Genomic DNA, 18,509 nt, shown 5'->3' with positions numbered 1-18,509 from the left:
AGGGTGCTGGGCGTCCCCCGCAGCGAAATAAAGGAAAAGGCCGGAGGCCGGGGGACATTCGCGGAGGGGATACCCAGTGCCCTCGGCACGCACCCCGGGCTCAAGACACCCGCAAGCAAGACCCGAACGCAAGACAACCCGCAGGCTCGACGAACGGCGCGACTACCCTCACGCGCCGCCCTTGCACGGGCTTTTCATGCAGGGTTCAAGTCCCGCCCTTCAGAACGGGAGCTTTGGCCCGCCGCCACCGCCCATGCCCGGCATCCCTTTCATGCCGCCCATGCGCTTCATCATCTTCATCAGGCCGCCGCCCTTCATCTTCTTCATCATCCCCTGCATCTGCTCGAACTCGTTGAGCAGCCGGTTCACTTCCTGAACCTGCACGCCAGCCCCGGCTGCGATGCGACGCTTGCGGGTGGCCTTGAGCAACTCGGGCTTGCGGCGCTCCAGCGGGGTCATGCTGTTGATGATGCCTTCCTTGCGGCGGATGTCGCGCTCGGCCCGGGTGAGGTCGGCTTCGGTGGCCTTGGCGGCCATTTGCGAGGGCAACTTGTCCATGATGCTGGAGAGGCCGCCCATCTGCTTCATCTGCTGCAACTGCCCGAGGAAGTCGTCCAGGTCGAAGCCCGCGCCGCTCTTGACCTTGTTCGCGAGCTTTTGCGCCGCCGCGACGTCGACGCCAGCCGTGACCTGTTCCACCAGCGCGACGATGTCGCCCATGCCGAGGATGCGGCCGGCATGGCGCTCGGCATCGAACACTTCGAGACCGTCGATCTTCTCGCTGGTGCCGGCGAACTTGATCGGCACGCCCGTCACCTGCCGCACCGACAGCGCCGCACCGCCGCGCGAATCGCCATCGGTCTTGGTGAGGATGATGCCGGTCAGGGGCAGCGCGTCCTTGAAAGCCTTGGCGGTGTTGACCGCGTCCTGGCCCTGCATCGCGTCGACCACGAACAGTGTCTCGACCGGGTTCAGCGCCGCGTGTAGCTGCTTGATCTCGGTCATCAGCACTTCGTCGATCGCGAGCCGGCCCGCCGTGTCGACCAGCAGCACGTCGAAGAAGTGGCGGCGTGCGTGGTCGATGGCGGCACGTGCGATGTCGAGCGGCTTCTGATCGGTCGTGCTCGGGAACCATTCGGCACCGGCCTGTTTGGTCACCGTCTTGAGCTGCTCGATGGCGGCAGGCCGATACACGTCGCCCGACACGGTCAACACCTTCTTCTTGCGCTTCTCGATCAGGTGCTTGGCGAGCTTCGCAGTGGTCGTGGTCTTGCCCGCGCCTTGCAGGCCGGCCATGAGGATCACCGCCGGCGGCTGGGCCGCAAGGTTGATGTCCGACACGCCCGCGCCCATGGTCGCCGCGAGCTCGCGATTCACGATGCCGACCAGCGCCTGGCCCGGCTTCAGCGAGCCCAGCACTTCCTGCCCGAGCGCTTTTTCCTTCACCCGCGCGACGAAATCGCGCACCACCGGCAAGGCCACGTCGGCCTCCAGCAGCGCCATGCGCACTTCGCGCAGCATGTCCTGCACGTTCGCCTCGGTGATGCGAGCCTGGCCACTGACCTGCTTGACGAGCCGCGAGAATTTTTCGGAGAGAGCATTGGCCATGGGTGGATTGCCTTGTTGCCCGCTGCCGCGAGCCGATGAAGAACGAAAGAAACCGGAATCAATGACGCCGGCGACTGCGTGAAACACCGCGGAACCGGCTTTGCCGGGCCGCTCGTGTTGTCCCCGATGAGGGAGTGGACGCCCCTTGAAGTGGAGCCAACTTGGGAGAGGGCAAGAACCTCCAGAGCATTAAACTCTCGTGATGATTTTAGCGAGCCCCTCCCCGCTCGGCGTGGCACTGGGCATCGTCGCTGCGTCGGCCTACGGCGTGACCGCGGTCGTGGCCTCCCGCCTGAGCCGCTCGGCCACGCAATGGCTGCTGATCCTTGCATGGGTGCTGCACGGCGTTGCACTGGTGCAGAGCCTGATGGGCGCGCAGCCCCGCTTCGACTGGGCGCCGGCCCTCTCGGTGACGGCGTGGCTGGTGCTCACGGTCTACGGCATCGAAAGCCGCATGTATCCGCAACTCACCGTGCGCCGCGCGCTGGCCCTGCTCGGAGGCGCAACGGTCCTGGTGGCCACGTTCTTCCCGGGCAAACCGCTCGATGTCTCGGCGTCGCCGTGGTTGCCGCTGCACCTGGCGCTGGCCATCGCATCCTATGGGCTCTTCGGGGCGGCGGTGGTCCATGCGTGGCTCATCACGCGCGCCGAGAAGCAGATTCGTCTCGCCAACGATCCCGAGGCGGGGGTGCCCCTGCTCACGCTGGAGCGGCTGACCTTCCGTTTTGTCACCGCCGGCTTCGCCCTGCTGTCGGCCACGCTGCTGGCCGGCTTCCTGTTCAGCGAAACGCTGTACGGCCGCGCATGGAAGTGGGATCACAAGACGGTGCTGTCCACCCTGGCCTGGATCTGCTTCGCAGTGCTACTGGCCGGGCGCGCGCGGGTCGGCTGGCGCGGTCGCACGGCGCGGCGCGTGCTGTACGCGGGTGCGGCGCTGCTGGTGTTGGCCTACGTAGGCTCGCGGTTCGTGCTCGAAGTCATGCTGGACCGCGTCTCATGAAGTACCTGCTCGTACTTTTCGTGATCGCCCTGGCCATCTGGATCTGGCGCCGCAATCGCCGTGAAGAAATGGAAGATGCCGCACGCGAAGCACGGCCCGCCGCGCCGCAAAAAGTCGAGGCGCCGCAAGCGATGGTGCGTTGCGCCCACTGCGGCCTGCACCTGCCAGCCAGCGACGCGATCGCCGGGCCCGACGGGGTCTACTGCAGCGTGGCCCATCGGCAGGCCGCGGCCGGATGAGTTCTCCGCTGCTTTGGTCGCGCGGCGAGCCCGGCAGCGAATGGGGTGGCCTCGAGATAGCGCCGCAGGCCGACAGCCCGGCCCTGCAGCGACTCTGGCGGGGCTTCATGACCGCGCGCAGCTTCGTGGCCGCCGTGCTGGTGATTCTGCAGGGCGTGACCGTCGGCATCAGCCAGGCGAGCCATCCGACCGCGCTGGTCATCTCCATCCTGTACCTGCTTGCCGTGATCGGCGCCACGCGCTATGTGCAATTCAACCCACCGATCCGCGGTTTTCATGGCGCGTGGCTGGCCTCGATCGGCATCGACCTGGCCACCTTCACCGTGCTGCAGCTGGTGCAACCCGGCAGCATCAACTACACGCCCCTGTTCGCGCTGCCGGTACTGATGGGCGCGGTGCTGGGGACGGCATCGGTCGGCCTCGGCACCACGGCCGCGGTCACGCTGCTCCTGCTGGGCGACGCCGGCTGGCAATGGCTCGAGCATTCGGGCGATCCGTCGACGCGCTTCCTGCAGGCCGCACTCACGGGCACCGGCCTGTTCGTCGTCGCGCTGCTGGCGCACCAGTTGGCCCTACGGCTGGCACGCGAGGAAGCACTGGCCCTGCGCAGCCGCAGCACCGCGCAGTTGCACGCACAGGTGAACGACCTGGTCATTGAAACCCTGAGCGAAGGCGTGCTGGTGATCGACACTCAGGGGCGCGTCCACTCGGCCAACCCGGCGGCCGACGCGATCCTCGGCCGGGGCCTGGCCTCGATGGCATTGCCGTTCGAACTCGACGAGCATCCGGCATGGCATCCATTGGCGGTGCTGGCCGACGAGACCTTTTCGCAGCATCGGCCGCAATCGCAGGAGATGCCGATCGCGCAAGCCGGCGGTGCACCGCGCGAGGTGCGGGTGCGCACCCGGCTGACGCCGGCCGGCGACAAGCGCATCGACAGTCTTTGCGTGATGTTCCTGCAAGACCTGCGCGAACTGGAAGCCCGTATCCGCACCGAAAAGCTCGCAGCCATGGGCCGCATGTCGGCGGCCGTGGCGCACGAGATCCGCAATCCGCTGGCCGCCATCACCCAGGCCAGCGCGTTGCTCGGCGAGGACCTGGTCGACCCCGCACACCGCCAGCTCACGGCGATGGTGCAGCAGAACGCCCAGCGCCTGTCGCGCATCGTCGACGACGTGCTCGACGTGTCGCGAGCCCGGCAACAGCGCTCATTGCCGCTCGGCGACATGGTCGCGCTCGACACCACGGTGCGCACGCTGGCCGAGGAATGGGTGCGCCAGACCCAGCGCCAGGGCGTCCTGCTGGCGCTGGATGCCGGCGGTCGCGACGTGCGCTTCGAGGGCGAGCATCTGCGCCGCATCCTGGTCAACCTGCTCGACAACGCAGCGCGCTACGCCGGCGACCGTGACGGCTCGATCCAGGTGACGACCGCGGCGGGGTCGCGCGGCCGCGCCACCCTTCAGGTGTGGAGCGATGGAATGCCACTGGAAACGGCGGTGCAACGGCATCTGTTCGAACCGTTTTTCTCGTCCGAAAGCCGGTCCAGCGGGCTGGGCCTGTTCATTTGCCGCGAACTCTGCGAGCGGCACGGCGCCACCATCGGCTACGAGCGCCGGGCGCTCTCCCCGGCCGGGCCCGAGGGCAACGAATTCTTCGTGGTCTTTGCCTCTGCCGAGACTCGGCTGACACAATAGCAGCGTGAGCACCCACCACCCCACAGCAGTCCTGCCTGCGCAAATCCTGGTCGTCGACGACGAACCCGACCTGCGCACACTCTATGAACTGACCCTTCTGCGCGAGGGCTATCGCGTCGAAGCGGCGAGCAGCGTATCGGAAGCGTGGGAGCACCTCGACGCAGGGCGCTTCGATGCGGTGATCACCGACATGCGCCTGCCCGACGGGCTCGGCATGGAAATCATCCAGCGCATCCAGAAAGACCAGCGCGGCGAGCGCTGCGTGGTGATGACCGCCTACGGCTCGGCGGAGAACGCGGTCGAGGCACTCAAGGCCGGCGCCTTCGACTACCTGACCAAGCCGGTCGACCTCAAGCAGTTTCGTGCGGTAGTGGCTTCGGCCGTGCAGCGCCAGCCGCAGGAAGCGGTGCCGGCGCCCAGAGCGGCGACCAACACCGCCACGAGCGAAAGCCGCGCCCTGCCACCGCAAACGAGCCTGGGCGCCAGTGCGCTCGAACGCCTGGTCGGCGAATCGGACCCGATGCGGCTCATCAAGTCGCACATCGCCAAGGTCGCGCGCGGCATGGCGCCGGTGCTGGTGCGCGGGGAATCGGGCACGGGCAAGGAACTGGTCGCCCGCGCCGTCCATGCCTGCAGCCAGCGCAGCGACGGCCCCTTTGTCGCCGTGAATTGCGGCGCCATTCCGGAGAACCTGCTCGAGGCCGAGTTCTTCGGCGCGCGCAAGGGCTCCTACACCGGCTCCGCGGCCGACCGGGACGGCTACTTCCAGGCCGCTCGCGGCGGCACGCTGTTCCTCGACGAAATCGGCGACTTGCCGCTGCCGATGCAGTCCAAGCTCCTGCGCGCGATCCAGGAGCGAAGCGTGCGGCCGATCGGATCCACTCAGGAAGACACCGTCGACGTGCGCATCGTCAGCGCGACGCACAAGGACCTGCATGCCGAAGTGCAGGCCGGCCGTTTCCGGCAGGACCTGTTTTACCGCCTTAACGTGATCGAGATCTCGGTGCCCGCGCTGCGCGATCGGCGCGAAGATCTGCCTGCGCTGTGCAACGCGTTGCTGGCGCGCATTGCGCAAGACGGCGGCATACCGGTGCCGCGCCTGACATCCGACGTGGTCGCACGACTCGCGGACCACCCACTCGAAGGAAACGTCCGCGAACTCGAAAACCTGCTGCATCGCGCCGTCGCGCTCAATGACGGCGACGAACTGCACCTGGACTTCAGCGGTCCGGCGCCACTCGAGGCTGCCGTGCCTTCGCCGGTGGCCGCGGTCGTCGCGCCCGTGCGCGAGCGCCCTGCGGCGCGGCCGGCAATGCCTTCAGATCTGCAGTCCTATCTCGATCAGCAAGAACGTGAAGTGCTGGTGCGTGCGCTGCAGGAAAGCGGCTTCAACCGCACGGCAGCCGCCGCGCGCCTGGGCCTGAGCCTGCGCCAGATCCGCTATCGCATCGCACGACTCGGCATCAGCACGCCGCCAGGCGACGACGGCCTCGTCGGCACGCTGGATGAATAACTCCGCGGACGCCGGCCTCTGGCAGGCCGGCTGGTACCGTTTTGCCCGGCGCCTGGCATCGCCGAACTTCGGCCCCCGGCCCGCCGGTGCACACATCGACCTCGTCGTGCTGCATTCGATCAGCCTGCCACCCGGCATCTACGGGGGCAACGAAGTGCAGGACCTCTTCACCAACCAGCTCGACTGGGATGCCGACCCGTACTTCGACCGCATCCGCGGCATCGAGGTCTCGGCCCACTTCTACGTACGCCGCGACGGCGAGTTGTGGCAGTTCGTCAGTTGCGATGACCGTGCCTGGCACGCCGGCGCCTCCAGTTGGCGCGGCCGAAGCAATTGCAACGACGACTCGATCGGCATCGAACTCGAAGGCCTGGAGGGCCAAGCCTTCGAAGATGCACAGTACGAGACCCTGGCCAGCCTGTGTCCGGCGATCGCGCAGCACTACCCCGTGGCCTTCATCGCCGGCCATGAGCATGTCGCGCCGGGCCGCAAGCACGACCCGGGCAGCGGCTTTGACTGGCTCGCGTTGCAAGACGCCTTGGCGTGGCCTGAGGCGATGTTTCCCGAAGGCGTGACCGCCCGCTGAATTTTCTCAATCGCGAAGGCCGCCGCGATGGCTGTGGCCGGGGACTCGCCACGTCATTAAATCAACGCCTCCGACCAGCAACCATGCGGGCTGCGGGCTCAAATTGCGCCACAGGCCGCGTCCACGTTGGATCATGCCAAAGTAGCCTAATAACCACGCGCGCTCCCGCAGCCCATCCTGAAAAACCCCTGTGATGTGGCATTTGAGATTCATGACAAACACTACATCTAGTGGCTTGTAGGCCCTTGAGGCACTAGATATAGTGTGCCCTCGTCCAGACATGTTCCGTTACAAAAACCTGACAAATTCCTGCGGCAGCGCGGACGGGCCGCAGGCCCTGTGCACTGACGCCACAACAACAATTGCCAACCGAGGACCCGAATGCAGACAGCCCTGAACACTCCCGCCACGCCACGCCCTTCGATTTCCTCGCAAGCTGCCGACAGCCAACCGCGCGACGTCGCCGGCGCGCTGACCGCGGACGCGCTTGCGCACTACCAGATCATCCGCCGCAACGGCGCCGTGGTGCCGTTCGAGCCGAACAAGATCGCCATCGCGATGATGAAAGCCTTCCTGGCCGTGCACGGCACCCAGGGCGCGGCTTCCGCGAGCGTGCGCGAGACGGTCGAGGGATTGACCAAGGCCGTGGTGCGCGCGATGGTGCGTTCGCGGCCGGGCGGCGGCACCTTTCACATCGAAGACGTGCAGGACCAGGTCGAGCTCGGCCTGATGCGCGGCGGCCACCACGAAATTGCGCGCGCCTATGTGCTCTACCGCGAGCGCCGCACGCAGGAGCGCGCAAGCCAGAACGTGCAGCAAATGCCCGCCGCGCCGACGCTGCACGTGCTGGACCGCGGCGAGCGTGTCGCGCTCGACATCGATGAACTCAAGGGCCTGATCGAATCGGCCTGCGAAGGCCTCGGCGCCAGCATCACGGCCGCGCCGATCCAGTCCGAGACGATGCGCAACCTGTACGACGGCGTGCCGCTCGACGAGGTCTACAAGGCCTCGATCCTGGCCGCCCGCACGCTCATCGAGAAGGACCCCGACTACACCTTCGCCACCGCGCGCCTCCTGCTGCACACGATCTTCCGCGAGATCCTCGGCCGCGAAGTGCCCCCGGCCGAACGCGCACAAGCCTACGCAGACAACTTCCCGCACTTCATCAAGAAGGGTGTCGAGAACGAACTGCTCGACGAGAAGCTCCTGCAGTACGACCTGGCCAAGCTCGGCGGCGCACTCAAGGCCGAGCGCGACCTGAAGTTCGACTACCTCGGCCTGCAGACCCTGTACGACCGCTACTTCCTGCACGTTCGCAAGACCCGCATCGAACTGCCGCAGGCTTTCTTCATGCGCGTGGCCATGGGCCTGGCGCTCAACGAGATCGACCGCGAAGCCCGCGCCATCGAGTTCTACGAAGTGCTGTCGTCCTTCGACTTCATGTCGAGCACGCCCACGCTGTTCAACAGCGGCACGCTGCGCTCGCAGCTGTCGTCCTGCTACCTGACCACGGTGCCTGACGACCTCGACGGCATTTACGAGTCGATCAAGGAAAACGCGCTGCTGTCGAAGTTCGCCGGCGGCCTGGGCAACGACTGGACCCGCGTGCGTGCCCTGGGCAGCCACATCAAGGGCACCAACGGCGAGTCGCAGGGCGTGGTGCCCTTCCTCAAGGTAGTCAACGACACGGCCGTGGCTGTGAACCAGGGCGGCAAGCGCAAGGGCGCCGTCTGCACCTACCTCGAAACCTGGCACCTCGACATCGAGGAGTTCCTCGAGCTGCGCAAGAACACCGGCGACGACCGCCGCCGCACGCACGACATGAACACGGCCAACTGGATCCCCGACCTGTTCATGCGCCGCGTGATGGAAAAGGGCAACTGGACGTTGTTCTCACCGAGCAACGTGCCCGACCTGCACGACAAGTTCGGTGCCGATTTCGAACAAGCCTACGTCGCCTATGAAGAGAAGGCCGCGCGCGGCGACATCAAGCCCGCGCGCACCATCCCGGCCAGTGACCTCTGGCGCAAGATGCTCACGATGCTGTTCGAAACCGGCCATCCCTGGATCACGTTCAAGGATGCCTGCAACGTTCGCTCGCCGCAGCAGCACGCCGGTGTCGTGCATTCGTCGAACCTCTGCACCGAGATCACGCTCAACACCAGCGACACCGAGACGGCCGTGTGCAACCTCGGCTCGGTCAACCTGCTGCAGCATTTGAAGAACGGCAAGGTCGACCAGGAAAAACTCAAGCGCACGATCTCGACCGCGATGCGCATGCTCGACAACGTGATCGACATCAACTACTACGCCGTGAAGAAGGCGCGCGACTCCAACATGCGCCATCGTCCGGTGGGCCTGGGCTTGATGGGCTTCCAGGATGCGCTGTACGAACTTCGCATTCCTTATGCGTCGCAAGAGGCGGTGCAGTTCGCCGACGAGTCGATGGAAGCGATCTGCTATCACGCCTACTGGGCCTCGACCGAACTCGCGAAGGAACGCGGCAAGTACTCGAGCTACAAGGGTTCGCTGTGGGACAAGGGCATCTTGCCGATGGACACGCTCGACCTGCTCGAGAAGGCGCGCGGCGGCTATGTCGAAGTGGACCGCTCGGCCACCCTCGACTGGGACGCGCTGCGCCAGAAGATCAAGGCCGACGGCATGCGCAACTCCAACTGCGTGGCCATCGCGCCGACCGCGACCATCTCGAACATCATCGGCGTCGATGCCTCGATCGAACCTTGCTTCGGCAACCTGTCGGTCAAGTCGAACCTCTCCGGCGAGTTCACCGTCATCAACCACTACCTGGTGCAGGACCTCAAGCGCCTCGGCCTGTGGGACGACGTGATGGTGATGGACCTCAAGCACTTCGACGGCTCGCTGCGCCCGATCGACCGTGTGCCGCAAGACATCAAGGCCTTGTACGCCACGGCCTTCGAGGTTGAAACGACATGGCTCGTCGAAGCTGCTGCACGTCGCCAGAAGTGGATCGACCAGGCGCAGTCACTCAACATCTACATGGCCGGCGCATCGGGCAAGAAGCTCGACGACACCTACAAGCTCGCATGGCTGCGCGGTCTCAAGACGACCTACTACCTGCGCACGCAGAGCGCGACGCATGCCGAGAAATCGACAGTGCAATCGGGCCGCTTGAACGCGGTGTCTTCGGGTGGCGATGCAATGCCGAAGATGAGCGCGCTCGAAGCAGCAGCACTCGCAGCGCAATCGCAGATGAACGCGATGCCAGCGACCGACATCGCTTTCTGCGGCGTCGATGACCCGACGTGCGAAGCGTGTCAGTAATCCTTGTGTGAATTGCGCGGCATCGACTCACAAGAGTCGATGCACGTGAGCAACATAAGAACAAGATATTTGGAGCTCGATGTGAACGAGCACTTTGCAACTCACATCGTTGCTCACATAATTTGAGCATTGGATTTTTCTATGTTGACCTGGGACGAAGAAGTCAAGCCCTCCTTGCCAAAGGACATGCAACAAGGATTGCAGCACTCCACGAATCACGGCGCACCGACCGGCCGCTCGATGGAAGTCCCGACTGCGCAAATTTCTCCCGCTTCCGCTTCATTCGACACGACACGCACTTTGAATGATGGCGCCGCTGTTCCCGCACGCGCCACAGCAACCGTTGCCACGGCAGTGCCGGCACTGCCGGTTGCACGCCGCGTGAAGGCTGCCGACAAGCGCATCATCAACGGCCAGACCGACGTCAACCAGCTGGTGCCGTTCAAGTACAAGTGGGCTTGGGAAAAGTATCTCGCCACCTGCGCCAACCACTGGATGCCGCAGGAAGTGAACATGACGCGCGACATCGCGTTGTGGAAAGACCCGAACGGCCTCACCGAAGACGAGCGCCGCATCGTCAAGCGCAACCTCGGTTTCTTCGTGACCGCCGACTCGCTGGCTGCCAACAACATCGTGCTGGGCACTTATCGCCACATCACGGCGCCCGAGTGCCGCCAGTTCCTGCTGCGCCAGGCTTTCGAGGAAGCGATCCACACGCACGCCTACCAGTACATCGTCGAGTCGCTCGGCCTGGACGAGAGCGAGATCTTCAACGCCTACAACGAAGTGCCGTCGATCCGCGAGAAGGACCAGTTCCTGATCCCGTTCATCGACGCCATCAGCGACCCGAACTTCCACACCGGCACGCACGAGACCGACCAGACGCTGCTCAAGTCGCTGATCGTGTTCGCCTGCCTCATGGAAGGCCTGTTCTTCTACGTCGGCTTCACGCAGATCCTTGCGCTCGGCCGCCAGAACAAGATGACCGGCGCCGCCGAGCAGTACCAGTACATCCTTCGCGACGAGTCGATGCACTGCAACTTCGGCATTGACCTGATCAACCAGTTGAAGCTCGAGAACCCCGGCCTCTGGACCGCTGAATTCAAGGCCGAGATCAAGGCCCTGTTCCTCAAGGCCGTCGAACTCGAATACCGCTACGCCGAAGACACCATGCCGCGCGGCGTGCTCGGCATGAATGCCTCCATGTTCAAGGGCTACCTTCGCTACATCGCCAATCGGCGTGCACAGCAGATCGGCCTTGAGACGCTGTTCCCGAACGAAGAGAATCCGTTCCCGTGGATGAGCGAAATGATTGACCTGAAGAAAGAGCGCAATTTTTTCGAAACCCGCGTGATCGAATACCAGTCGGGTGGTGCTCTTTCCTGGGACTGAGACGTTCACTTAAACAACAATGATTTCAAGAATTGCCGTCAGCGCACATCGCACCGGAGAGTGTGGCGACTGAAAAGGCGACGGTGTTCATGGTGCTGGAGCTTGTTTCCAACGCCATGAATCGCTCCACGTTCACAAGCGAGCGCGGAGTGCTTCAAGAGGTTGATTTTTCAACTTGATCAAGGAGAAAGAAATGGCAACTGCAAAGAAAGCGCCGGCTAAAAAAGCCGCTGCGAAAAAGGTCGTGAAGGCCGCTGTGAAGAAGGCTGTGGCGAAGAAGGTCGTGAAGGCCGTCGCCAAGAAGGCCGTCGCCAAGAAGGTTGCGGCCAAGAAGGCTGCCGTGAAGAAGACCGTCGCCAAGAAGGTCGTGAAGGCAGCAGCGAAGAAGGTCGTTGCCAAGAAGGTCGCAGCGAAGAAGGCACCGGCGAAGAAGGCCGCTGCCAAGAAAGCCCCGGCGAAGAAGGCCGCCGCCAAGAAGGCCCCGGCGAAAAAGGCTGCGGCCAAGAAAGCCGCGAAAAAGCCTGCTGCCAAAAAGGCTGCGAAAGCACCCGCCAAGGCCGCCGTCGCCCCTGCCCCTGCGGCACAAACGACGCTGAACCCTCAAGCTGCGTGGCCGTTCCCGACGGCCAGCAAGCCCTGAGTCATTCAGAGGCCCTGACAGGCAAAAGCCCGGCACCGCGAGGTGTCGGGCTTTTTCATTGGCTGTCTCCCTCATTGGGGGCAACACCAGCGGCGGGCAAGGCCGGCGCCACGGTGTGCCGGGCAAGGACCGTCAGAAGCCGAGTTGTCGACGGTCGACCTGGTAGTTCTGCGGGCCGCGTTGTGCGATCTTCAGAGCGCCAATCTGGTTGCCGAGCGCCGCGCACTTCGCCAGGGGCCAGCCCTGTTCCAGACCAAACAACAGCGCACCGCGCCACGCATCGCCGCAACCCGTGGGATCGACCACCGCCGCCGGCTTGACTGCGGGCACATGGGACACGACGCCGTCGATCCAGACTTCGCATCCCTCGGCGCCAAGCGTAACGACGAGTCCGCGCACGCGGCGCGAAATGTCCGCGCTGCTCCAGCCGGTGCGCTCGCTGAGCATCTTGCCTTCGTAGTCGTTCACCGTGACCCAATCGGCCTGCTCGATGAAGTGCGACAACTCGTCGCCATCGAACATCGGCAAGCCCTGGCCCGGATCGAACACAAAAGGAATACCGGCAACCTTGAACTGCTCGGCATGCTGCAGCATCGCATCGCGGCCATCGGGCGAGATGATGCCGATCTTCAGATCAGGGCGCGACGCGATGCGCGTGATGTGCGCCTGTTGCATGGCGCCCGGATGGAAGGCCGTGATCTGGTTGTTGTCGCGGTCGGTCATGATCATCGCCTGCGCCGTGTAGGCATCGGCAACCGTCCGGACGAACTCGGTGCCGACGCCCAATTCGTTGAGCCGCGCGACGTAGTCGGCGCCATCGTTTCCGACCGTCGCCATCGGCAGTGCCTTGCCGCCGAGCGCATTGAGGCTGTACGCGATGTTGCCGGCACAGCCGCCGAAGTCGCGCCGCAAGCCGGGCACGAGGAACGACACGTTGAGGATGTGCAGTTGGTCGGGAAGGATCTGATCGGCAAACCTTCCCTCGAAATTCATGATCGTGTCGAACGCGAGGGAACCGCAAATCACTGCTGCCATGGTTGAGCCGTCCAGGTGTTGAATGGATTGAACAGGAGCGCGAGACGCTCAGGGATAGAAGGCCACCACCCGGTAGCCTGCGACCGGCGGCAGCGTTGCGGCGTCGGGGCCGGTAAGCGCGAGCGGCAACGATGCGGCGCGTTCCGCTTTGGCCGCAAGCACCGCGGGCGCGCCAAAATCGGCCGGCATCAGCACGCGTCGCACCACGGGCCGCTCCTGGGTGTCCAGCAGCGACAGTTCAACGGCCGGCATGGCAAGCGGTGTCGCCGCGCTATTGCGCAAGGTGAAGTCCAGGCGATAGCCGTCACCCGCCTTGTCATGCGCAAATGCGGCGCCGTCGATGGTGATCGCGCTGATCTGGCGCAGTGCCGAAAGCTGGCATGCCGTGACCTTGCAAAGCACTTCGAGCGCCGGCTGCAACGAGGGTTCACGCGCGACAAGGGCGTCGCGCTCGTGGCGCATCCACTGAAGCACGAGCAATGCTGCGCCAAGGATCAGCGCGGCCACGAGCCAGCGACCGGGCATGCGGTCGCGGCGAACGGGCGCGGGTGTTTGCGCAAATGAAGGCAGGGCGGGCGTCGCCTCGGATGGCGATTCGATGATGCTGGCAGCGGTGATCACGGGCGCGGCGAGTGGCGCCTCCTCCTGTTCGCTTGCCAATGCGGCTGCCTTGCGTGTACGGGCGCTGCGTACTGCCGCAATGCGTGCGTGGCGCAGGGCCGTCTGCAACTGCGCATTGCTGGACTGGTCAACCACCGCCGCGAAATCGTCCAGTGCCTCGATGGAACTGGCGAGTGAGTGCTGCGCCAGCGCCGGCCTGGATTCGGCCGACGGCGCTGCGGCCGGCACAGGCCAGCGATCATCCGAAGTCATGTCAAGCGCCGGCCACGCTGGTGGTGGCGCCAACGCGGCAGGGTCACGGACTTCTGACTCCGGCTGCGGCTGCGGCTGCGGCTGCGGCTCCGGCTCCGGCTCTGGCTCTGGCTCTGGCTCTGGCTCTGGCTCTGGCTCTGGCTCTGGCTCTGGCTCTGGCTCTGGCTCTGGCTCTGGCTCCGATTCGTTCGACCGCAGCATCAATCGTGCGGGCAATGCGTCCGGCGCTTCGATCGGAAGGTCGATGTCGATCAGGAAATCTTCATGCGCTTCGGGGCCGTCAGCTTCGGCGCTTGGCGTCGCCGGCACCGGCACGGCAACCGCATCAGGCGCATTGCGCAGATCAACGGTCGCGTCGAAGACCTGGCTACAACGTCCGCATCGAACCCATCCGTCCGATATTCGAAGCTGGTCGCGAACCACTTTGAACGTGGTTTCGCAGGAGGGGCAGCGGGTGACGAGACTCATTGGGCGGGCATTGTAGGTGGCGAGCCCACGCGCCAACGGCCATGGGCTAGACCGTGGCGGTCATGAGGATCCAGCCGTCCTCGCCGTCGCTGACCTCCAGGCGCGCGAACGGCGCATAGGCCTCTTTCAACTCGTCGGCCTGGCGATCGAGGATGCCGGCAAGCACCAGCGATCCGCCGGGTGCGACATGGCTGCACAGCAGTGGCGCCAGCACCTTGAGCGGTGTCGCCAGGATGTTGGCAAGCACGGTCTGGTAGCGACCCTCTGCAGCGTCGGGAAGGCCCGCATGCAATTGCACGGCGTTGGCCTCGGCATTGAGTCGCGTCGATTCGACGGCGGCCTCGTCGATGTCGACCGCATCGATGCGCGCCGCGCCGTATTTCGCCGCGCCGATCGCCAGGATGCCGGAACCGCAGCCGTAGTCGAGCACACGCTGGCCCGTGAGCCCATGGGTCGCAATCCAGCGCAGGCACATGCGCGTGGTCGGATGCGTACCCGTACCGAAGGCCAGGCCCGGATCGAGCCGGATCACCTGCTTCGCCTGTTCGGGAGGCTCATGCCAAGTCGGCACGATCCAGAATTCGGGTGTGATTTCGACGGGCGCGAACTGCGATTGCGTCAGCCGCACCCAGTCCTGTTCGGGCACATTCGTCACGCCGAGATTGCTGCAGCCTTCGAAGAAGTCCTGCAACTCCAGCACGGCGGCGGCTTCCCGGGCGGCCGCCTCGTCGGAGAACAGCGCGATCACGCGCGACCGCTGCCAGCCCTCCTTGGGCGGCGGCATGCCCGGTTCGCCGAACAACGCCTGCTCTGCGTCGGTCTGCGCGTCCGCGTCCTCGACGGAAACGCTCAGGGCGTCGAGCGCATCCAACGCATCGCTGACGCTCTCGACGCCATCCTCCGGAACCAGCAGGCGAAGTTCAAACACCGGCCGGACCGTTCAACGCTTGTGCGAAGCCAGCCACTCTTCGAGGTAGTGGATATTGGTGCCACCGGCCATGAACTTGGCGTCCACCATCAGCTCGCGATGCAGCGGGATGTTGGTCTGGATGCCTTCGATCACCGTCTCGTTCAGCGCAGTGCGCATGCGCGCCATGGCCTCCTCGCGCGTGTCGCCGTAGCAAATGATCTTGCCGACCATCGAGTCGTAGTTCGGAGGCACGAAGTAGTTGGTGTACACGTGCGAGTCGACGCGCACGCCCGGGCCGCCCGGCGGATGCCACATCGTGATGCGGCCCGGCGACGGAGTGAACTTCCACGCGTCTTCGGCGTTGATGCGGCATTCGATCGCATGGCCGCGCATTTCGACCTGGCGCTGGGTGAACGGGAGCTTCTCCCCGGCCGCGACCATGATCTGCGTCTTGACGATGTCGATGCCGGTCGTGAACTCGGTCACCGGATGCTCGACTTGCACCCGGGTGTTCATTTCGATGAAATAGAACTCGCCGTCTTCGTAGAGGAACTCGAAAGTGCCGGCGCCGCGGTAGCCGATCTTCTTGCAGGCCAACGCACAGCGTTCGCCGATCTTCTCGATCAGCTTGCGCGGAATGCCGGGCGCCGGCGACTCCTCGATCACCTTCTGGTGGCGTCGCTGCATCGAGCAGTCGCGTTCGCCGAGGTACACCGCATTCTTGAACTTGTCGGCGAGCACCTGGATCTCGATGTGGCGCGGGTTCTGGAGAAACTTCTCCATGTAGACGGCCGAATTGTTGAAAGCCGCGCCGGCTTCCGCCTTGGTCATCTGGATCGCGTTGACCAATGCCGCTTCGGTGTGCACCACGCGCATGCCGCGACCGCCGCCGCCGCCCGCGGCCTTGATGATGACGGGATAGCCGATTGCCCGCGCAATGCGCTTGTTGGTGGCGGCGTCATCCGAGAGTTCGCCCTCGGAGCCCGGCACGCACGGCACGCCGGCCTTGATCATGGCCTGCTTGGCCGAGACCTTGTCGCCCATCGTGCGGATGTTCTCGGGCGTCGGACCGATGAACTGGAAGCCGCTTTGCTCGACACGTTCGGCGAAATTGGCGTTCTCGCTCAGGAAGCCGTAGCCGGGGTGAATCGCCTCGGCATCGGTCACCTCGGCGGCCGAGATGATGGCCGGCATGTTGAGGTAGCTCTGGGACGAGGGGGCCGGCCCGATGCAAACCGCTTCCTGGGCCAGCTTGACGTACTTGGCATCGCGGTCGGCTTCGGAATAGACCATCACGGCCTTGATGCCCATCTCGCTGCAGGCGCGCTGAATCCTCAGGGCGATTTCGCCGCGGTTGGCGACCAGGATCTTCTTAAACATGCGTTACCCCGCGGCTGCATCGCCCGCACGCTGCGCGTACCAGCACGATTTGTCGGCCTGCGGCCGCCCGCGCCAAGGCGCGAACGCCGCGGTTGGCGACCAGGATCTTCTTAAACATCGTCACTCGATGATGAACAGCGGCTGGCCATACTCAACGGCCTGGCCGTTCTCGCCGAGGATTTGCGTGATCGTGCCGGACTTGTCAGCTTCGATTTCGTTGAGGATCTTCATGGCCTCGATGATGCAGATCGTGTCGCCTTCCTTCACCTGGCTGCCGACCTCGACAAATGCCGGAGCGCCTGGGCTCGAAGCGCGATAGAACGTTCCAACCATCGGCGACTTGACCGCGTGGCCCTTGGGTGCTGCAGCCGGTGCGGGCGCGGCCGCAGGCGATTCCGCAACCGGTGCGGGCGCCGGCGCGGCAGCGGCCTGAGGTGCCGCAAGCGCATGCACATATTGCATGGGCGCAGACGCGCCGGCCTTGACAATGCGCACCTTGCCCTCGGCTTCGGTGATCTCGAGTTCGGAAATATTGGATTCAGACACCAGGTCGATGAGTGTCTTGAGTTTGCGAAGATCCATGGGCCTCCAAACGCCAGCTGCGCTGGTCAATAGGTTGTTTTAACTCGCCTGAAAATCGGCGATCGTTGGCTTTATTGGGCCAACTGCCGCGTAGCGCGCCGAATTCTACCCGTGAACAGGAGCCCGTCGCCAAGCTTCCAGGTCGGCTGGCTCGAGCTTTCCCATTTTACGTGCCGCCACCGCACCGTCCGCGCTGACAACCATCGTAAAGGGCAGGCCGCCGCTTGAATTGCCCAATTGGTGCAACAAGTCCGTGCCCTCCAGGCCGGCGAGGCCGATCGGGAAAGTGACCGGCGTGCGCTCCAGGAATTTGCGCACTGCGCTTGGCTGATCGATGGCCAAGCCGACCACTTGCCAGCCGTTGGCCGCCTGATCGCGATAGAAACGGTCTACCAGCGGCAATTCTTCGATGCATGGCGGGCACCAGGTTGCCCAGAAATTGATCAGCAAAGGCTTACCGCGCAGCGACGAAAATTCGAGGTTCCCGCCTTCAGGGCGATCGAACCGCCGGTTCCAGAACGCCGCATCCAGCGCGTCGGGGCCACCGGATGCATCCGCGCGCCCCTTCCACCAGGCACCGCCGGCACCGGCAGCCGCGGCCAGTACAGCCACACCGCCGATGACCCAATTGCGTCGGCCCTGATTCGCGATCTCATTCATCCCTTGCCCGCTCTTTCCTGTTCCATCAGGCGCCGCAACGCGGTCAGATCGCCACGTGGCGCCCGTCCTTGCGCGTCCGGCTTGAGCGCGCCGCGCAAGTCATCCAGATCGTAGACCAGGAGGTGGACGCCGATTTCTTCGCCGAGCGCGCGGCTGACGGCATGCACGCTCAAAGCCTCGACCTGCTCACCGTGGAAACCCGTGACCATGCGGGGCTCGTAGTCGACATGGTGGTCGATCAGTGCGATTTCGGCGGACTTGGAATCGTCGCAAAACAGCTGGATATAGATATCGGACAGGCGGGTCGCGGTGCCGTGCCACACCGCGCCGCCGACGTGCGGCCGGAACGGCGCCATCCGCTCCATCCATTGAAGGGCCAGTTCGCGCAAGGCACGCAACTCGCCGGGCTGGGTGTCGGCGCAATAGAGCGCGATGTACTCGCGCACTTCGGCCTCGACCTCGTCATTGTTGGGCAACGCCGTGCGCTGCGGCAGTCCGAGGTCGCGCAGCGCGCGGCGCTTCGCCGGCCCGTATTCAAGGCCTTCCTCGACGACGAGCCGCGCTGCGGCGGCGGCGATTTCACGCTTGGACATGTCCATTCCGGCATTCTGCCCGCAAGGCGGGGG

The 18,509-nt window shown here is 64.8% G+C and carries 16 protein-coding genes and 1 pseudogene; 8 read left to right on the top strand and 9 right to left on the bottom strand.

Going from position 1 to position 18,509, the window contains the following annotated elements:
• Positions 1-219: 219 nt before the first annotated feature.
• Complete coding sequence (ffh, locus tag WKW80_RS00460; RefSeq protein WP_340361565.1) at positions 220-1,608, bottom strand: signal recognition particle protein; 1,389 nt, start codon at positions 1,606-1,608, stop codon at positions 220-222.
• 202 nt (positions 1,609-1,810) lie between these two features.
• On the opposite strand from ffh, the gene WKW80_RS00455 reads away from it, so the two are divergent.
• The 8 genes from WKW80_RS00455 to WKW80_RS00420 all read left to right on the top strand — a co-directional run bounded on the left by WKW80_RS00455 (position 1,811) and on the right by WKW80_RS00420 (position 11,975).
• Positions 1,811-2,608: a cytochrome C assembly family protein gene (locus WKW80_RS00455; RefSeq protein WP_340362173.1), complete on the top strand. Its 798-nt coding sequence runs from the start codon at positions 1,811-1,813 to the stop codon at positions 2,606-2,608.
• Positions 2,605-2,847, top strand: a complete 243-nt coding sequence (locus WKW80_RS00450; protein WP_340361564.1) for a PP0621 family protein — start codon at positions 2,605-2,607, stop codon at positions 2,845-2,847. Before WKW80_RS00455 ends, WKW80_RS00450 begins: the two co-directional genes overlap by 4 nt.
• Positions 2,844-4,541: a two-component system sensor histidine kinase NtrB gene (locus tag WKW80_RS00445; protein WP_340361563.1), complete on the top strand. Its 1,698-nt coding sequence runs from the start codon at positions 2,844-2,846 to the stop codon at positions 4,539-4,541. The genes WKW80_RS00450 and WKW80_RS00445 overlap by 4 nt, the downstream gene beginning before the upstream one ends.
• Before the next feature lie 4 nt (positions 4,542-4,545).
• Positions 4,546-6,054 carry a sigma-54-dependent transcriptional regulator gene (locus WKW80_RS00440; RefSeq protein ID WP_340361562.1) on the top strand — a complete coding sequence of 503 codons (1,509 nt, stop codon included), beginning with the start codon at positions 4,546-4,548 and terminating at the stop codon, positions 6,052-6,054.
• Positions 6,047-6,640, top strand: a complete 594-nt coding sequence (gene ampD / locus WKW80_RS00435; RefSeq protein WP_340361561.1) for a 1,6-anhydro-N-acetylmuramyl-L-alanine amidase AmpD — start codon at positions 6,047-6,049, stop codon at positions 6,638-6,640. Before WKW80_RS00440 ends, ampD begins: the two co-directional genes overlap by 8 nt.
• Before the next feature lie 381 nt (positions 6,641-7,021).
• Entirely contained in the window at positions 7,022-9,943 is a 2,922-nt protein-coding gene (locus WKW80_RS00430) for a ribonucleoside-diphosphate reductase subunit alpha (protein WP_340361560.1), read from the top strand.
• Between the two features lie 141 nt (positions 9,944-10,084).
• The gene (locus WKW80_RS00425) at positions 10,085-11,335 is read left to right on the top strand and encodes a ribonucleotide-diphosphate reductase subunit beta (protein WP_340361559.1); all 1,251 of its coding nucleotides are present in this window, start codon (positions 10,085-10,087) and stop codon (positions 11,333-11,335) included.
• A gap of 193 nt (positions 11,336-11,528) precedes the next feature.
• The gene (locus tag WKW80_RS00420) at positions 11,529-11,975 is read left to right on the top strand and encodes a histone H1-like DNA-binding protein (protein WP_340362172.1); all 447 of its coding nucleotides are present in this window, start codon (positions 11,529-11,531) and stop codon (positions 11,973-11,975) included.
• Between the two features lie 132 nt (positions 11,976-12,107).
• Here the strand turns inward: WKW80_RS00420 and WKW80_RS00415 are convergent, their stop codons facing one another.
• The 8 genes and pseudogenes from WKW80_RS00415 to WKW80_RS00380 all read right to left on the bottom strand — a co-directional run bounded on the left by WKW80_RS00415 (position 12,108) and on the right by WKW80_RS00380 (position 18,482).
• Positions 12,108-13,010 carry a carbohydrate kinase family protein gene (locus WKW80_RS00415; RefSeq protein WP_340361558.1) on the bottom strand — a complete coding sequence of 301 codons (903 nt, stop codon included), beginning with the start codon at positions 13,008-13,010 and terminating at the stop codon, positions 12,108-12,110.
• 48 nt (positions 13,011-13,058) lie between these two features.
• On the bottom strand, positions 13,059-13,883 hold the full coding sequence (locus WKW80_RS00410) for a DUF3426 domain-containing protein (RefSeq protein ID WP_340362171.1): 825 nt from the start codon (positions 13,881-13,883) through the stop codon (positions 13,059-13,061).
• A 402-nt stretch (positions 13,884-14,285) separates the two neighbouring features.
• Positions 14,286-14,351: pseudogene (locus WKW80_RS37270) on the bottom strand (zinc-ribbon domain-containing protein); the annotation flags it as partial.
• 46 nt (positions 14,352-14,397) lie between these two features.
• A complete protein-coding gene (gene prmA, locus WKW80_RS00400; protein ID WP_340361557.1) occupies positions 14,398-15,279 on the bottom strand; it encodes a 50S ribosomal protein L11 methyltransferase in 882 nt (293 codons plus the stop codon).
• Between the two features lie 12 nt (positions 15,280-15,291).
• Positions 15,292-16,641, bottom strand: a complete 1,350-nt coding sequence (accC, locus tag WKW80_RS00395; protein WP_340361556.1) for an acetyl-CoA carboxylase biotin carboxylase subunit — start codon at positions 16,639-16,641, stop codon at positions 15,292-15,294.
• Between the two features lie 120 nt (positions 16,642-16,761).
• A complete protein-coding gene (accB, locus tag WKW80_RS00390) occupies positions 16,762-17,223 on the bottom strand; it encodes an acetyl-CoA carboxylase biotin carboxyl carrier protein (RefSeq protein ID WP_340361555.1) in 462 nt (153 codons plus the stop codon).
• Between the two features lie 105 nt (positions 17,224-17,328).
• Entirely contained in the window at positions 17,329-17,883 is a 555-nt protein-coding gene (locus WKW80_RS00385) for a TlpA disulfide reductase family protein (protein ID WP_340361554.1), read from the bottom strand.
• Positions 17,880-18,482 (bottom strand): hypothetical protein, encoded by a 603-nt coding sequence (locus WKW80_RS00380; RefSeq protein WP_340361553.1) that lies wholly within the window; start codon positions 18,480-18,482, stop codon positions 17,880-17,882. The genes WKW80_RS00385 and WKW80_RS00380 overlap by 4 nt, the downstream gene beginning before the upstream one ends.
• Positions 18,483-18,509 lie beyond the last annotated feature (27 nt).

Source organism: Variovorax humicola (assembly GCF_037889915.1).
Classification (GTDB): domain Bacteria; phylum Pseudomonadota; class Gammaproteobacteria; order Burkholderiales; family Burkholderiaceae_C; genus Variovorax; species Variovorax humicola.
The sequence above is the reverse complement of the archived record's forward strand: the minus strand, read 5'-3'. Positions and strand labels throughout refer to the sequence as shown.

Excerpts from the sequence above, each read along its gene's own strand:
- ffh (WP_340361565.1), bottom strand. The coding sequence starts at position 1,608 with ATGGCCAATGCTCTCTCCGAAAAATTCTCGCGGCTCGTCAAGCAGGTC.
- WKW80_RS00455 (WP_340362173.1), top strand. The coding sequence starts at position 1,811 with ATGATTTTAGCGAGCCCCTCCCCGCTCGGCGTGGCACTGGGCATCGTC.
- WKW80_RS00450 (WP_340361564.1), top strand. The coding sequence starts at position 2,605 with ATGAAGTACCTGCTCGTACTTTTCGTGATCGCCCTGGCCATCTGGATC.
- WKW80_RS00445 (WP_340361563.1), top strand. The coding sequence starts at position 2,844 with ATGAGTTCTCCGCTGCTTTGGTCGCGCGGCGAGCCCGGCAGCGAATGG.
- ampD (WP_340361561.1), top strand. The coding sequence starts at position 6,047 with ATGAATAACTCCGCGGACGCCGGCCTCTGGCAGGCCGGCTGGTACCGT.
- WKW80_RS00430 (WP_340361560.1), top strand. The coding sequence starts at position 7,022 with ATGCAGACAGCCCTGAACACTCCCGCCACGCCACGCCCTTCGATTTCC.
- WKW80_RS00425 (WP_340361559.1), top strand. The coding sequence starts at position 10,085 with ATGTTGACCTGGGACGAAGAAGTCAAGCCCTCCTTGCCAAAGGACATG.
- WKW80_RS00420 (WP_340362172.1), top strand. The coding sequence starts at position 11,529 with ATGGCAACTGCAAAGAAAGCGCCGGCTAAAAAAGCCGCTGCGAAAAAG.
- WKW80_RS00415 (WP_340361558.1), bottom strand. The coding sequence starts at position 13,010 with ATGGCAGCAGTGATTTGCGGTTCCCTCGCGTTCGACACGATCATGAAT.
- WKW80_RS00410 (WP_340362171.1), bottom strand. The coding sequence starts at position 13,883 with ATGACTTCGGATGATCGCTGGCCTGTGCCGGCCGCAGCGCCGTCGGCC.
- accC (WP_340361556.1), bottom strand. The coding sequence starts at position 16,641 with ATGTTTAAGAAGATCCTGGTCGCCAACCGCGGCGAAATCGCCCTGAGG.
- accB (WP_340361555.1), bottom strand. The coding sequence starts at position 17,223 with ATGGATCTTCGCAAACTCAAGACACTCATCGACCTGGTGTCTGAATCC.
- WKW80_RS00385 (WP_340361554.1), bottom strand. The coding sequence starts at position 17,883 with ATGAATGAGATCGCGAATCAGGGCCGACGCAATTGGGTCATCGGCGGT.
- WKW80_RS00380 (WP_340361553.1), bottom strand. The coding sequence starts at position 18,482 with ATGGACATGTCCAAGCGTGAAATCGCCGCCGCCGCAGCGCGGCTCGTC.